Raw genomic sequence first — 14,847 nt, 5'->3', positions numbered from 1 at the left:
TCCGGGCGCGCTCATGCGGTCTCGCGGTTCGGGTGGGTGACGTCGACCAGGTCGGGGACAGCTCTGGGGACCCAAGGCGTACCAGCCGTACCAGGCTCGTTTTGCCTGGTCAGGGTTGAGGAGGCTTGGTCGGTTGGTACGGCTTGAGCCGTACCAGTGGTGGAAGCCTCTTCGGGGCTGACCTGCGATGTTGAGGCTGGTACGGCTGGTACGGCTTCCCCAGCCGCTGGCTTTGGCTCGGGGCAGTAGCGGCTCCACGCGTCGGTGAAATCGCTGCGGTGGTACCCCTTGGCTTGACCGGTGGGGAACCGGATTGTGTCGCTGCGGATCTCGAATTCCCGCAGCAGGTTGCCCATGCGCATCGCGGTGAGTCCGGCCGGGCCCATGGTCGCCCAGGGCGCTTCCGGGTCAGTGCGGAGCCGGTCAAGCAGGGTCTGCGTGGGCAGCGCGTCAGCGTCCTGGAACGCGGTGCGGCAGTCGGCCAGCAGCCGCGACGGGATGGACGTCTCATCGCCCGCGTCGCGATCGCTGGTGAGCGCTACAGCGGCCTTCCTGGCAGCACGCGGCCATTGCCCGCCCGCCAGGTCGGCCACGGCAATCATGGGCTCCCAGGTGTCGGCCGCGCGGTCTTCCAATGGCATGTCCGGCGTCGCGGCTCGCAGCTCGTCAATGTGGCCGGTGAGCCACTGGTTGAGCCGCTGCCGCAGCTCGTCCAGCTCGGGGCCATCGCGGCGGACCCGGTACGGCGCGACCTCCTCGCCCGATGCGCGGCGACGCATCCGGATCACGGCGGCGCGGTCCTCGATCGTGTCCGGCATCGCCCCAATCCCTGCCAGAGCGGCCATCGCGAACGTCTGGATCTTCTCCACCGACCGCGACCCAGCGTCGTAGCGCAGAGCAGGGCGGTTGCGCTGATGCCCGGCGTTCAGCAGCCCGCGCAGGTCCTCGTTGTCGCCTGCCTTCGGGCCAAAGATCGTGTCCGCCTCATCGATCAGCAACGTCGGCGGATCGGACGGCGCCATACCGATCGACCGGTAGACCGCTGACGGGGAGGCGTTGACGGTCATCAGCGGCCGGTGACTCATCCCCTCGACCATGTCCAGGAGCCGCGACTTCCCACACCGCCGCTCGGGTGCTCGGATGACAAGCCGCGGAGCACAGTTCCACGCCGCAACGGCATGGGTAGCAGCGATCCAGAGCACAACGGCTGTCGCTGCTGACTGGCTCGGCAGGATCACGTACCGGTCGATGGTGCGGCTGACGTCGTCGAGCAGCTCGGCGCCGTCGACGAGCTCGGCGGCGTCGGCCTGGTCGTGCTCGGGGGTGGTCATGCGGCGATCCCTTCGTCACGGAAACCGCCAGCGATGGCGGCCCTGATCTCTCGGGCGGTCTGGTCGGCCTGCTCCCCCACAGCCGTCAGCGCAGCGACAGCGGCGGTGTGGTCGATGGCTCCGGCGGCGATCATCTTGGCGACGCCTCTGGCGGCCCCGTAGAGCGTCGTGCGGCGCTTCCCCTCGGGTGCTTGCCGTACGGCGTCCAGGTGCGCGCTGAGGAGCTTGTCGGGGTGGGAGATGCCCCGCCCCGGCGTCGTGGTGATTGGGCCGGCACTGGGAGGAGCGCCAGTCACGGGCGGCGGCGGAAGACAGGCGGCGATGAGAGCGGGGGGCATCTCCACCGGGTCACCAGAGCCCTGCCGCCACTCGTACGCCCGGCCCGTGCGGTGATGGATCGACGGCGGCAGCACGACGTACCCGCCGTCAGCCTTCACATCGATTCCCGGCCGCGACGGCATCGGACGAGACGGCATGAGCCGTCCGGGGTGACGGTAGTACAGGTGCGTGCCCCACGAGCCGGTGAGGACCTGCAACGTCCGGGGCGCGATCCCCTTCACGGCAAGGTCGATCAGGTTCGGGGTGCCGCCGTGATCGGGGTCAACGTCGACCACCAGGAGCCCGGACACCGCGCCGGTTCGGACGGCGAGCTGTCCGCCCGGGACGGCGGCGACGATCGCAGCGACGCGGGCCGGGTCGGTGGTCGCGGCGTAGAAGCCGTGGCAGGTCAGGTGCCCGCAGCTCGCGGGGTCGTGGTCGCCACCAGCAACGACCGGGCGGCAGGCCCGGCAGTTGGCTACCGGCCGCTTGGAGCGACCGAGCACGAACACCGGCCAGCCACGTCCGGCCGCGTCGAGAGCGGCGGTCAGGATGTCGTTCATCGGGTGATCTCCCCTCGAGGTGGTTCTCAGCGGCGCGGTCACTTGCTCGCGCCCTTGCTGGTCGAGTTGCTGCCCGCGCTGCGGGTGCGGCGGTAGTAGCTGATGACCTTGCGCCCGACCCGGACCCGCAGCCCGGAACCGTCGCACCGACCGCAGTGCCGGAACGCGTTGCCGAACGGGGACTTGAACTTGCCGACGCCCTTACAGCGGCGGCACTTCCCGAACGGCCAGACAGCACAGGTCAGCAGGTAGAACACGACGCAGGTAGTGACGATGAGTGCCACGATGGCGGCTTGGGTGACGGTGTGGACGGTCGCGGTGAGGTCGATCGAGGCGCTACCCAGGCAACTACCGTCGGTAGCGGCGGTGAGGGTGGCGGTAGCGGGTGCAGTCGGCATGGGATGCCTCCAGAGGGCTGTTTTTGGGCGTGAGGAGCCGTGACCGCTACCCGCTACGCGTGGATGAACGGCCTGGTCAGATCTGGGTTGCGGGGTAGCGGGACGGGTAGCGTTGCCGCTACCGGTAGCGGCCAGGCCGCTACTTCAGCCATCCCCGCCACCCCAATTGAGTTGGTTACTCTCTGTTGCTCGCGGCTTAGGTGTTGCGGCGGGCGATGGCGGCGCGGATGTCGTCGGCCTTGGCGCCCTTGCGGGTCGCGCCGTCGCGCTTGACGTTGACGCTGGACACGTTCAGCCCGCGCGCCTGGGCGCTGATGGCGTCCGGGGTGGTGCCGTCGTACTGCTCGGGCATCTGGTCGGCCAGCCGACCGGCGATGGTGTCCCAGTGGGCGGCGGTGTCGGCGCCCATGACGGTCAAGATGTCGGCCAGGACGTCACGGCTACCGCGCTGCATCTCCTCGCCTGCCGCCATGCCGGACAGCAGCCCGAGCCGTTCCCGCAGCACGCGGGCAGCGGTCAGGATCTTGTCCGCGTCTGTGGCGTCGGCCAGCTCGGTCCGCACGGTCGGCGTGGCATCGGATGCGCCGTAGAGGTAGCCGACGCCCCGGTACTCATCGCCGACCGGCAGCGTCGCTGCGTCGAAGCCTTCCTGATAGGCGTCGCCGCCCAAGATCGCCTCGGACACGACTCGGTTGCCACACTTGAGCGCGAACCGCAGCGTGTGGTTGTCCCTGTACCGGTTGAAGAGTCGGGCCACATCACCCGCCCCGACACCGGACGGCTTCTGTGAGCTGGACTCGATGATCACACCGGCTGACGGGCCGACGGCTTGGATACGGGACAGCTTGGCGGCGATCTCCTTGTTGACCGCCTGGTCCTCGGTCTCGAAGTACACCTGAAACTCTTCCATCACCAGGACCAGGACGTGCAGGTCCGGGTAGCGGGGATCGTTGTGGAGTTCCTCGGTGAGCTTGCCTTCGGGGCACAGCTCGACCGGCAGCGTCGTCAGGATGCTGTTCACGTGGTCAATGTGGGCAAGGATCTCGCCCAGGATCGCCCGGAACGTCTCGATCGGGTCATCGGTGTTGGGGTTCGGGTGGGTGCCGAAAACGATGCGGTGGGCAACCTTCTTGAACGCGAGCCAGTCCGGCGAGTTCTTGCCGTCAACCACGATCAGCCGCACGTTCGGATCCAGGGCCGCGTACAAGGCCAGCAGACGGGCAAAGTACGTCTTGCCCTTACGAGGCTGGGCGCCGACCAGCAGTGAGTTCCACATCAGCGACAACTTGACCGGCGAGTCCCGCTCGTCGCGGCCGATCACGAACGCCTTCCAGATCGACCGGCGCTTGCAATCCAGCAGCGACGTCCGGCCCACAGGCACCGCGAGCGGGTCACGGTCGGCCACAAACAGCGTGTGGCGACGCGAGCTGGTCTTGTCCGGAGTCAGGAACACCTGATTTACATGGACATCCAGGCCGGAGGCGATCTTCTCCCGGCAGTTCGCCACGTCGGTCCAGCCCTTGCCGTACGGGAGATCCACCAGCACCTGCGAGCCGGTGTTGCGGGCATCGCGAGACATCTGCGATCCGAACCGCACTTCCTGGTCCGCGCGGTCGGGCTTACCTAGTCCGGCCGCGTAGTAGGCGCGCAGCACGATGTCTGAGTTGAGCTTGCGGAACCGGGGAGCGACGACCGCAGTACCAACCAGGGTCTGACCGGCCGGGCGGCCGTAGTGCGCGGCCGCAGCGACCAGACCAGCGCCCGCGAGGGCGACAGCGGCTGTAGGAGCGGCGTTCAGAGCGATCGGCGCACTGATGGCAAGCCCGATGTTCTGAGCCGCGAGAACGCCACCCCGCCACAGCCGCGTTCGCTTGAGCTCGCGGTGGATCTTCTCCCACTCCTTCAGCTCGTTGCCGTCAGCGGCCTTCTGCTCAAGGGCAAACGAGTTCGGCACCCACCACCAGTTGAGCTGATTCCGTACCAGCCGGGCGAATCCGCGACCGGCGAACCAGGACAACTTTGCGCCATACCAGGGCGACCGGACCGCGTGAAACGCAGCGACATGACCTGACCTGGCAACCGCGCGGCGGACCGTGGCGCGGAGGTTCTGCGGGAGCAGGTGCACCGGGATGATCGGCAGTCGCTCCCCCGGCGTCACCGGCACCGCCAGGCCCGGCGTATCCACCGGCACGAGCACCTTGCCCGCACCGGATTCAGTGTCGTCGTCAAGGGCGACTTCGTAGGCGGTGTCCATCCGCTCGACGTCGTCCGCCGACAGCGGCACCGTTTTGCCGGCATTGTCGTCCGGCGCCTGCGGGGTCTCGTCGCGGCGGGCGCGGTGCGCGTCCAGGTCGATCGGTTCGGGCACGTTCTCGTTGGGAAGCTCGCTCATGTCAGTTCCCCTCGCTCTTGGCGGGACGGGCGTGGATGAGATGGGCGAGGGCGGCGCCCATGCCGAGTACGGCGACCGGCAGGCACGCAACGACGGTGGTGATCTGCCACGGCGCCCGCGTCACTCCGGCCGCCTCCAGCAGGTGGTAGGCGACCTGACCGAGCGCGCCCAGCACGAGCGCGGACAGCGCCGACCACTTCGCGAACCGGCGAGCCGACGCTGGGACCTGACCGGACAGCCAGACCCGCAGGGCGAAGGCGGCGTACGTCTCGACGCCGATCGGCAGCGTGATGGCGGAGTTGATCGTGAACCCGTCCGCGATCCCCGGCAGCGGGTGGACGACTCCGAAGCCGGTCAGGGTTCCGAGTCCGACCCAGCCGGACCAGACCGCCACGAACGCGGGCAGCGCCAGCAGCAGCACCGGCCACGACCGGACCGACCGAGCTGCGTCGGCGGGCTCGCCGGATGCTTCCGGAAGGGCAGCCGCGGGGACTACCTCGACTGGGGTGGGCTCGGCAACGACCCCCGGGTCTACAGGCGCCGTGACCTGCGGAGATGCCTCCCCCGCAGCCGCGCGGGGCATCTCATCGTTCCTCGGGTCAGCCCCAGTCTCGGGTGCGGACTCGACCGGGTCCGGGACGGGGTGCAGGTGCGTCCCGGTCGCCGCAGCATCTTCCTCGATCAGGACCAGCCGTACGGCCTTGGCCTTCTCCTTGCCGATCCGGAAGTGCTTCATCAGTCGGTTCTGTGACGGTACCGAGCCCGCCTCGTCGGCCAGCTTGCGGGCGGCCGGGATCAGGTCTTCGACCGGTACCGGGTAGGTCGTGCGCAGCGGTGTGCTCATGCGTTGATCTCCTTGCCTGCAAGGACGCGTTGGGCGTCGGCGAGGAAGCCGGTCAGGGCCCACAGGTCGCCGTAGGCGACAGCTGCGTCAGCCGTACCGGCCGGGGGAACGTCAGCAGTCACAAGAGCGACCACGAAGACGAAGCGGGCCTCAAGGTCGGCCGGGATCTCGACGGCAGCGTCTAGGCCGAGACGCTCGGTCCAGACCTCGTTCAGACCCGTCAGTCGACGGCGGTTCACCGCGCACCACCAATGAGCAGCAGGGTCCAGCCGACCAAGTTGGTACCGGCGATGGTCGCAATCAGGGAGAGCTGCAACAGGCGATGCTTAACCCAGCTCAACCGGCTCAGGACAACTGCCTGAGCGCACACCTCCCGAATCGCGCCTTCACTGTCCAAGCGGTCGACCAGGCCATCCGGGGAGTGGTGGCGGATGGTGCCGAAGTACAGAACGCTGCCGTTGCTGTGCTTCGTGTGGCGGGCCCGCAGGATCGGCAGCACGACTGCGACGGCGAACAGAACCGCAGCGACCATCAGGAAGATGCCGAGCGACACCACTAGTCGGCCTGTCGTGCCGAGCCGGTCCGGGTGGGCGAGGGTCAGGACACCGGCCAGAAGCGCGGTGTTCAAGGTGGCGACGAATCCGGCCTTGGTGTCGGCCTTGCCGATCGACCCGGCGACCGCGTCGTGAATGCGCCACGCCATCGCCAGTTCTCCGCCGTCAACCGGCTGAATCTGAGCGATCGTTGCGAGGACCTGCGCACGGCGCAGGCGGTACAGCTCGCTGTCGACAGAGAGCGCGTCATCGGCGGCCTTGAGCTCCTGCAATGCCTCCTGCGCAGGATCGACGCCAGTCATGCCACGTCCTCCGACTCCGGCTCGTGGTCGGCCACCTCGCGGCCGATCTCCAACACCCGGCGCTGCGCCCGGCGCACCCGGCGCCGGTCCAGCACCGACGCGGCCGGACCCGCGTTGATGAACGCAATCTCGGCGTCCAACAGCTCCAATTCGGCCGCCAGCAGCGGCCATTCCCGCTCGATTCCGGCCAGATCGGCCGGGGTCGGCTCGTCGTCCTCGACGGGCGAAAGGTGGATGATGTTCACGGGTTGTGCTCCTCTACGCAATGGACTAGTGCGATCCAGACGCCTCGGCGGCTGCAACCGCCGGGGCGTCACCTTCAAGCTTGTTCAACCTGACCAACCTGCCTAGCCAGGTCGTTATGTGGCTAACCTACATAGCCTGGCTAGCCAGGTCAAGCTTTTCGGCACAGCTCGCCTAGCCTGCCTAGTCAGGTAGTAGAATCAGGCTCATGGAGCAGCAGCTAGACCCGACTGACCCGCGCCCGCCGTACAAGCAGGTCGCCAACGCGCTGCGCGCGGCGATCCTCACGCACAAGTTCAAGGCCGGGGAGAAACTCCCCTCACAGAACGATCTCGCTACTCAGTACGGCGTCGCCCGCATGACCATCCAGCAGTCTCTGCGCATCCTTCGGGACGAAGGTCTCATCGTGTCCCGCGTCGGCAGCGGCGTGTACGTCCGCGAGCAGGCCGACCAGGCTGTCGGACTCCGACCCCACATCGAGAAGGCTTTCGAGCGCGACTCCGTCACCATCGACTTTGCCGGCCTGACCGGCGAAACGCTCCTCGGCGCCCTGGAAGAGCCCATCGACCGCATCAGGCGCGGCCGCCTCACTCCCCAGGCCATCACCATTCGGATGCTCCTGCCCGACCTCGCGCAGCCCATGGCCGTGCCGTCCCGGGCTGGCAAGAACCCTGGTGACGACCCCGCAGTCAGAGCCCGCATGGAACAGATCGCTCAGCGATCAGCCGGAGAAATCGTCGCGTCCATCCGCGAGCTCGGCGAGCTGGGCCTGGTCTCCAAGGTCAACGCCGAAGTCCGGGTCGTCGGCTTGCCGATGATGTTCAAGCTCTACGCCCTGAACGACGAAGAGGTCTTCTTCGGCTTCTACCCCGTCGTAGAACGTGACGTCGAGATCAACGGCAAACCAGTCCCTACGTTCGACGCCGTTGGCAAGGACACCGTTCTCTTCCACCACTCAACCAGCGACGACGACCGAGCCACCGGCTCGCAATACGTCGAACAAGCCCGCCGCTGGTTCGACAGCCTCTGGGGCACCCTCGGGCAGGGCCGCGACCTGTGACCACCGATCCCCTGACAAAGATCCTCAGCTCCGCGGAAGCCGTCCTCTTCGACTTCGACGGCCCCATCTGCTCAGTCTTCGACGGCTACCCCGCGCCGAAGATCACCCACGAGCTCTTGGAGCTGGCGAGGCGGATGCGAACCAAGCTGGAACCTGCCTTTGAACAGGCCTCCAGCCCTCATGATCTGCTGCTCACTGCGGCCGGCGACGTGGTGCTAGCCCACCAGCTCGAGGTCGCTCTTCAGAAGGCCGAGTTGAGAGCGATCGAGACTGCCCGCCCAACGCGTGGCGCGGCCGAATCAATCGCGGCTTGCACAGCAAGCGGACGCCAGGTGGCAATCGTGAGCAACAATTACGCGGAAGCAGTCAACAAATACCTTGCGCGAACTGGACTCTCAGAAAGCGTTACAAATGTCGAGGGTCGCAGTGCTGCGGATCCGAAATTAATGAAGCCAAATCCTCATCTGCTCCAGAGAGCGATCAGCACCCTTGGCATCTCCGGGTCGCGTTGTGTCTTCATCGGTGATCAGACAACCGATATTGAGGCAGGCATTGCAGCAAACGTTCCAACCATCGGCTACGCCAACAAGCCTGGCAAGATCACGGCGCTTAAAAAGGCTGGGGCGGATGCCGTATTTCTTACGATGATGGATGTGGCAGAGGCGATCCGTAGGGACCCTGAACTCTAATTGCTGGTTGCCGTCGACGTGAGGAATGGATTGATGACTTAACTGAAATCCGCACCCCTCCCACTCGCAAGTTTCAGCCGAACTGCGGTTCCGATAGATGATCTAGATCGAGCCGCTCACTCTTGCGTATCCGGCTATTGGGGAAGTCGTCATCACTGACCATCTCACTAGTAACCTCGACGACGGCTCGGCTAACTGCGTCGTCTCCGCGATGCTTCCCCGGGGGCTTGCAGCGCGCCGCCCAGGCGTCCCCCAGGGCAGTCCACAACCAGTAACGCTGAGCATCATCAGACGTCTTAGCAAGCCGCTCTGCAATCTCGAAAGAGTTTCGCTTCAGCTCACCCTTGCCCTTATACAACCACGACACGAGGTCGCCCGGGATGTCAGGCAAATTATCACCGGCAAAGAACGGCAGCTCGCCAGGCTTGAGCAAGAAGCAGAGATTCAGATAATAGGGCTCTTCCGTCCATCCATTCACAGATTCAACATAGATATCCTCAACTTGCCGAAAAGCCCACCCTTCGGGATTCTGCTTGTCATGCTTGGACGCGGCGACCTTCTCCAGTGGTCGCAGCCACGGCGTGACCTCGTCGGGGAAGGGGAAACGGCTGAACCGCCTACCGACGGCCTTGCCGAATCGGCTCACCTGGCGCATGCTACTCACACCGTGGACGTGATCGAACGTGACAAGGTGCGATTTGTAAACCGTCTCGACATCATCCAGGTCAGCGAACGCGGCTAGTCCGAGCGCCGGCACATGAACGAAACGTGGACGCTTTCCCTCTCTCGCTTCCTCGGCATCGCGCTCGTCGCCCAAGTACGCGAGCCGCGCCACCTGAACCTTGGGGCGATCTACCCGCACGATGTCGCATGTCTGGCTGATGACGACAGCGCCGTGCGGCATTTGCAGCACGGCGCTCTCACCACTCGGGCCGCTCGTCGGCAACTCGGTGAGGTCTGCTACTACATCAGCTTGTCTCCACTCCTGCAGCGTTAGCGCAAGGTCCTGTACGGCGTGCTCTGCAACCCGATCTCCGACCGCTTCACCGGCATCGGGTGTGTCGATTGGCGTCACTTGATCTCTCTGACTTCATCGTGCTTAGCGCCGAGAAGTTGATCCGGCGTGAATGGACTTCCAGCAATATTGTCTGCAGAATTACCCCCGTTTCTCGCTCGAAACTCATCCAGGATGCTGCGCCCGTTTCGGCTGGGCATCAACAGCTTGGAGCGTCTCTCATCCACTGATAGTGCAGCAACATCTCTGACGGTCGCGTAGAACTCATGCAGCCGCTCCAGGTTCGCCGAATTCATTCGGCCCCCTGATGCCCACAGGTGTACTGCGCGGCGAGATACACCAAAAATCTTGCCCAGCTGGTCCCAGGTGAGGCCGGTTTCGTCATGCAGCCAGCGGACCATGTCACCCTCGCTAGGGATAGGCCTACTAGCCGAAAACTTGCGCTGCTCGACATTTCTCCCAGGGCCAGTCCTCTGCAGATTGCCCCCATACACACGCGGATCGAAGATCCTGACGTTTGACGTGGAACTGTTCAGCAGTAGGACTTCGCTTGCGGTACTAACGGGAGCAACACTAGACGTTCCCGCGAATGCACCGACCAACGCCACCCCGGTCCCGAGCAAGAAAACCAGACGGCCCGAATTCTGAGGTTCAATCGGCTGCGGCTCCTTCGCCACTTGGGAACTAGTGGTCGGATATGTGATTGACAAGTTTTCCCCCAAACCGGTCCAAGAATTGATTGGTCACGGCCCACCTGAAGAACCGATAGTCGCGCTCCGCCAACTCCGATGCTCGCTTTACGACAGCGCCAGCGTCAACATTCGGGACCTCAGTGGTATAGGCATCCAGATCCAACACCCAACTCTGACGATCGATTCCATCGACAGCAGGATCCAAGACCGCATTCGGCGGCAATAGGCCAGCTCGAATATGTATTCCACATCCGTCCGATAGATCATAAACAGAGTCGAAGATCGAATGCGTCAAAGTGGCAGTTGATGGAAGCGGCACTGCAACACTGCCCAAGATTTCGGCGCGCACGAAATCTCTTAGGCGATTAAGATCGTCGACCCCCTCAAGACGATTGATGTAACGCACGCCGATTCGCTCAATCTTGGCTGGCTCGGCGATCGCCATGAAGCATCGAACTGCCGTCGCCATGCGATCAAAAAACTTGTCGTGCCCCGGATAGTTGGAAGTGTCGATCGCAAGGAACGAATTTCCGTAGCTCACCTGCCATTCGCCGTCTCGAGTAGCCAACTTCCACAATTTTTCTCCACTGCGTGACGGCGCAACGTTGTCAGGCGTGATGGTCACCGATAGTTCATCACCTTCAATCAGTAGCGGATAGTCCTCGGCCATTGCTCCAGCGAATCGATTGGGCACATCACTCGCATGCCAGTTGAACCGTGGAAATCGAATCTGAGCAAGGACGCGGACCAAAGGAGCCGGAGTCAGGGCGACATCCCTGACCGGCTCATCGCCGAACGGGCTTGACAGCTCAGGTTCCTCCATGCTTCACACTGTACTTCACACTCCCCGTCCGCGCGATGCTTCCGCTCTGTGAAGTGGGGTGTGAAGCACTGACTGACCGCTTACGGCGATGAGCGGCTACGTCGCCTGCGTCGCCTTGGCTGGTCGCAAGAAGTCTTCCGTCGCTGATCGTGAGCTTCGCTCGGGGAAGCCCTGACGCGACAGAGTTTTGATGTACTGACGTAGCCGCCTCGGCGTGCGTGAAACTTCTTCCCTGCCGACACGCACGGTGACCGCAAACAGCACCGTAACGAGGAGCGATTGCCCCGGACGTCGTTTGGACCGAGAGGGCCACCCGCCAGCCAGGCGTGCCGGCGCCGATCTCATCGTGGAGAGCACACTAGATGCGGCGAGAGCGGTTGGCTGAGGGATGCCGGAGGCATCGATCTTTCTGGAAGATCCATCTCAGGAGATCCGGGCATCGGTCCGCCTTGCGCGGACATAGCCACTGGCACGCGCATCCAGCCCCGTCTCACTACGCTCGCTGTTGGAGCGTAGCTCGAGCGTAGTGAGACGGGGCTGGATGGCTACCTCAACGACACGCCAGTCAGTTTTGTGACCTTGATCACAATTTTTGCCAATCTGATCCCCGTCGAGGCACCCTGGTGCTTGACGGGTACTTTGGTACCTGGGAAACTTGTCATACCGAGCCTAGGGGACACTGTGGCTACTGCTGTCACTCCGATCAAAGTCGATGCCGAAACCGACAAGCGGATCTCTCATGCAGCGCACTTCCTCGGACGATCGAAGAAGGACGTTGTAGACATAGCTGTTCGTGAGTACATCGAGAACCACAGAGAAGACATCGAGAAGGGTGTCTCGCAGGCTCTGCATCAACTTGACGGTTCAGTTGCAAGCTCTGTCGCATTGCTAACCGGTTTCTCTCGTGCCAAGCTAGATGAACTTGGCGGGGTAGAGGGGCCAAAGTAGCTAGCTTCAGGGGGATCCATGGAAGGTCGATTTAGTCATGCCCACCGAAAGTGGTGCAGATAGTGACCGAGTCGACCTTTCCTCCTGTGCGGCCGACTAAGCGATGCCTTGACGACTTAGGGCTAGCCTTTCCGTCTCTCGAATCCCCTCTTCAAGAGATTGAGCACACGCTTATCAAGAAGGCCCAGCAGATACCGGAAGAATTCGCCGCCGGAGGCTGCGAACGAGTGCATTGCCTTAGTGACCGGGTTTGGTTCAAGTGCAAGGCATCGGTCTACCGAGCCGCAGTTACCAAGCTCAACTGGAACGACACGGCGAAGCCAGAACTTCTTCAAGGCAGCGATGCATGGTGGTGGATCGGCGCAGCTGGCGAGAGGCGCGCCGACAGTGCCACCGATTTTTACAAGCAACTCGAGGCCGAGGCCACTCGGGCCGGCAAGGGCCAAGAGGAAGTCAGCTCTACTCATCTACTACCGCGGACGGTCGATCTCGAACGGCTAGAGGCTGAGATCGTAACCCGAGCCGTAGTCAGCATCCATCGAGTGGTACGCGAGCTAATCGCAAGCTCGCTGAAAGACGGCAAGCTGTGGTCGGCGACTCTTACAGGACACGAAGTTACGGCAGGAGTCCGCACCAAAGACGGCGACGCCTATCTAGCGATTTCTGCCGAAGGGTTCCCGGACTCCCGAGTGATCGCAGTGATCCTCAATGCAGTTCCGCACATGGAGGAGAGCGACTGGATGGCTGAACCTGGTGGCGCGATGGGTATCGAACCCGCTGCAGGACAGATCATCTACTCTGCCATCATCTCTGCGCAGTCTCAGGCGGCAATTTTGGACGAATGCTCGCCAGAAGACGACTAAGTACGGTCGCCCGGCATGCGGTGGGGTGACCACCCTCCTAGGTACCGCAACCAGTACCGCAACGGCCACCGCCACCCACCATCAGGCGCCGCTTGGCAGGACAAGCGCTCCTACGCCTCAGCATTCGCCCCGGTATCCGCTATCGAACTGAAAAGCGGAAGGTCGGCGGTTCGAGACCGCCCCTGACCACATATCTTGATCGTCGACCCTCTCCGGTTTCGGAGGGGGATTTTTTCTTTCTGTGCGAGCGTCGCGGCCGCGTGTGGATCCTCACATTGCTGGTGAAGCGGGCCATCGGCAAGCAGCGCTGCGACAGCCGGCTGTGATCAGTGGTTGGTCAGGTGAGGAACTCGCGGAGGTTTGCTGCGAGGGCGATCGCGAGGGTCTCTCGGCGTCTGAGGTGGGAGGTTCTCAGGAGGTCGGTGAGGCGTTGCTGTTGGGAGTTCGTGGGGAGGAAGTACATCGGGGCTTCCGGTTGGCTGCCGAGGCTCGACAGGGTGGGGTCTGGGTCTTGGTGGAGTTCCAGGTCGGCGATCACTGCTTCCCAGCCGCCCAGGTTGCGGTGGATCCACCAGGCTCGGCGGCGTAGGGCGGGGTCGGTGGAGGACTTGAGGGGTGCCAGGTCGGGGATCGTCCAGAGGCGAGGGTTGTGGATGAGGACCTCGCCGGCCAGGCGGGCGATTCGGGTGTGGGGCGCGGCGGTGAGGGTGAAGAGGGTGGGGACGTCCTCTGGGGTGGCGTTGGGTTTCAGGAGGGTCAGGCCGACCTTGCGGAGGGCGGGTTCGTTGCTGGCGATCAGGGTGAGGATCTCGGGGCGGGCGACTGGGGCTTTGAGTTCCGTCAGGCCGATGTAGGCGCGGGCTCGGGTGGTTGCGGGTGCGTCGGAGTGGGCGATCTCGGCGTACGTCGTACTGGGGTTGTGGCCCAGTTCTTCCCAGCGGCGGCGGGCCCAGAGGCGGACCAACGTCGAGCGGTCTACGAGGAGGCGTTCGACGTCGGTCGGGTTGAGGTCGGCTGCGGTCAGGCGGACCAGGGCGAGGACTCGGCTGTCGGCGGCGCGGGCGTGGAGAAGGAGACGGGTGATGAGCTCGGGTGAGCCTTCGTCGAGGACGATGCGGTTGAGGAGTTGGCGGACGAGTTGGTCAGGCTCGCGGGGGTGGAGCTTGGTGACGTCGGCGAGGGTCAGCAGGCCGGTCTCGTGGCTGTGGTGGAAGGCTGCTCGGCGTACGTCGGGTTCGGCGGACTCCCGGAGGAGCGCCCAGACGTTCGCCTCGCCGTGAAGCGTGACCAGGGAGCGCAGGTACTGCGGCAGGACGTCGGCGCCGCGGCTGCGGTTGTCGATGCGGTGGAGCAGCGGGACGATCCGGGCGGCCTGACGGAGGGTGGTTCGCCCGCGTACTTCGGCCAGCGCCGTCGTACGGATCACCGCGACGTAATCGTTGATCCGCATCGTCAGCGCGCGGTCGGCGGCGTTCCCGTCGGCGCTGATCAGCGCGCGGACCGCGGGCTCGCGGACGAAGCCGTTGCGGTGCATGCTCGCCAGTACGGCGATCATCGGGTGTGACTGCTCGAGGACCTGCGGAGTCCACAGCTCCGGCGGGCCCGTCGTCGGGCCTTCGTACCGGGATTCGCGGGCGTAGTAGTCGATCCGCAGCAGTTCGCGCGCGGTCGCCGTACTGAACCAGGACAGGCTGTTGTCCAGGCCGACCCGGTCGCCGCTCAGGGCGGCGTCCGCGGCTTCGCGGAGGCGTTCGCGGATCTGCGTCGGGCTCAGCATGCTGCTCATCTTGGCTGACCGGACGCCGCGACGTC

The 14,847-nt window shown here is 64.5% G+C and carries 16 protein-coding genes; 4 read left to right on the top strand and 12 right to left on the bottom strand.

Annotation, left to right across the window (positions count from 1 at the left end; translation table 11 throughout):
- Positions 1–11: 11 nt before the first annotated feature.
- From ACZ6Z4_RS01570 to ACZ6Z4_RS01535, 8 genes are all read right to left on the bottom strand, one after another.
- Positions 12–1,331 (bottom strand): DUF3631 domain-containing protein, encoded by a 1,320-nt coding sequence (locus tag ACZ6Z4_RS01570; protein ID WP_465557017.1) that lies wholly within the window; start codon positions 1,329–1,331, stop codon positions 12–14.
- Positions 1,328–2,212, bottom strand: a complete 885-nt coding sequence (locus tag ACZ6Z4_RS01565; protein ID WP_465557015.1) for a bifunctional DNA primase/polymerase — start codon at positions 2,210–2,212, stop codon at positions 1,328–1,330. The genes ACZ6Z4_RS01570 and ACZ6Z4_RS01565 overlap by 4 nt, the downstream gene beginning before the upstream one ends.
- Positions 2,213–2,250: 38 nt before the next feature.
- The gene (locus ACZ6Z4_RS01560; protein WP_465557013.1) at positions 2,251–2,610 is read right to left on the bottom strand and encodes a hypothetical protein; all 360 of its coding nucleotides are present in this window, start codon (positions 2,608–2,610) and stop codon (positions 2,251–2,253) included.
- Positions 2,611–2,806: 196 nt separating this feature from the next.
- The gene (locus ACZ6Z4_RS01555; RefSeq protein WP_465557011.1) at positions 2,807–5,002 is read right to left on the bottom strand and encodes a cell division protein FtsK; all 2,196 of its coding nucleotides are present in this window, start codon (positions 5,000–5,002) and stop codon (positions 2,807–2,809) included.
- 1 nt (position 5,003) lies between these two features.
- Positions 5,004–5,846, bottom strand: coding sequence for an ABC transporter permease (locus ACZ6Z4_RS01550; RefSeq protein ID WP_465557009.1), 843 nt, complete (start codon positions 5,844–5,846; stop codon positions 5,004–5,006).
- Positions 5,843–6,085 carry a hypothetical protein gene (locus ACZ6Z4_RS01545; RefSeq protein WP_465557007.1) on the bottom strand — a complete coding sequence of 81 codons (243 nt, stop codon included), beginning with the start codon at positions 6,083–6,085 and terminating at the stop codon, positions 5,843–5,845. The genes ACZ6Z4_RS01550 and ACZ6Z4_RS01545 overlap by 4 nt, the downstream gene beginning before the upstream one ends.
- Positions 6,082–6,702 (bottom strand): Pycsar system effector family protein, encoded by a 621-nt coding sequence (locus ACZ6Z4_RS01540; protein WP_465557005.1) that lies wholly within the window; start codon positions 6,700–6,702, stop codon positions 6,082–6,084. The genes ACZ6Z4_RS01545 and ACZ6Z4_RS01540 overlap by 4 nt, the downstream gene beginning before the upstream one ends.
- A complete protein-coding gene (locus ACZ6Z4_RS01535) occupies positions 6,699–6,947 on the bottom strand; it encodes a DUF6284 family protein (RefSeq protein WP_465557003.1) in 249 nt (82 codons plus the stop codon). The genes ACZ6Z4_RS01540 and ACZ6Z4_RS01535 overlap by 4 nt, the downstream gene beginning before the upstream one ends.
- 206 nt (positions 6,948–7,153) lie before the next feature.
- Here ACZ6Z4_RS01535 and ACZ6Z4_RS01530 point away from each other — a divergent pair, with 206 nt between their 5' ends.
- Together ACZ6Z4_RS01530 and ACZ6Z4_RS01525 are read left to right on the top strand one after the other, a co-directional pair.
- The gene (locus ACZ6Z4_RS01530) at positions 7,154–8,005 is read left to right on the top strand and encodes a GntR family transcriptional regulator (RefSeq protein ID WP_465557001.1); all 852 of its coding nucleotides are present in this window, start codon (positions 7,154–7,156) and stop codon (positions 8,003–8,005) included.
- Entirely contained in the window at positions 8,002–8,694 is a 693-nt protein-coding gene (locus tag ACZ6Z4_RS01525; protein WP_465556999.1) for an HAD family hydrolase, read from the top strand. Before ACZ6Z4_RS01530 ends, ACZ6Z4_RS01525 begins: the two co-directional genes overlap by 4 nt.
- A gap of 73 nt (positions 8,695–8,767) precedes the next feature.
- Here ACZ6Z4_RS01525 and ACZ6Z4_RS01520 read toward each other — a convergent pair whose 3' ends face one another.
- The 3 genes from ACZ6Z4_RS01520 to ACZ6Z4_RS01510 all read right to left on the bottom strand — a co-directional run bounded on the left by ACZ6Z4_RS01520 (position 8,768) and on the right by ACZ6Z4_RS01510 (position 11,224).
- Positions 8,768–9,769 carry a hypothetical protein gene (locus ACZ6Z4_RS01520; RefSeq protein ID WP_465556997.1) on the bottom strand — a complete coding sequence of 334 codons (1,002 nt, stop codon included), beginning with the start codon at positions 9,767–9,769 and terminating at the stop codon, positions 8,768–8,770.
- A complete protein-coding gene (locus tag ACZ6Z4_RS01515) occupies positions 9,766–10,110 on the bottom strand; it encodes a hypothetical protein (protein WP_465556995.1) in 345 nt (114 codons plus the stop codon). Before ACZ6Z4_RS01515 ends, ACZ6Z4_RS01520 begins: the two co-directional genes overlap by 4 nt.
- Positions 10,111–10,393: 283 nt before the next feature.
- Positions 10,394–11,224, bottom strand: coding sequence for a TIGR04255 family protein (locus tag ACZ6Z4_RS01510; RefSeq protein ID WP_465556993.1), 831 nt, complete (start codon positions 11,222–11,224; stop codon positions 10,394–10,396).
- Between the two features lie 681 nt (positions 11,225–11,905).
- Here ACZ6Z4_RS01510 and ACZ6Z4_RS01505 point away from each other — a divergent pair.
- Together ACZ6Z4_RS01505 and ACZ6Z4_RS01500 are read left to right on the top strand one after the other, a co-directional pair.
- The gene (locus tag ACZ6Z4_RS01505) at positions 11,906–12,172 is read left to right on the top strand and encodes a hypothetical protein (protein WP_465556991.1); all 267 of its coding nucleotides are present in this window, start codon (positions 11,906–11,908) and stop codon (positions 12,170–12,172) included.
- 62 nt (positions 12,173–12,234) lie between these two features.
- On the top strand, positions 12,235–13,035 hold the full coding sequence (locus ACZ6Z4_RS01500; protein ID WP_465556989.1) for a hypothetical protein: 801 nt from the start codon (positions 12,235–12,237) through the stop codon (positions 13,033–13,035).
- Between the two features lie 337 nt (positions 13,036–13,372).
- Here the strand turns inward: ACZ6Z4_RS01500 and ACZ6Z4_RS01495 are convergent, their stop codons facing one another.
- Positions 13,373–14,812 (bottom strand): HEAT repeat domain-containing protein, encoded by a 1,440-nt coding sequence (locus tag ACZ6Z4_RS01495; RefSeq protein WP_465556987.1) that lies wholly within the window; start codon positions 14,810–14,812, stop codon positions 13,373–13,375.
- Positions 14,813–14,847 lie beyond the last annotated feature (35 nt).

This window comes from Kribbella sp. NPDC104740 (assembly GCF_055583505.1).
This window is presented reverse-complemented; position numbering and strand designations above follow the sequence as displayed.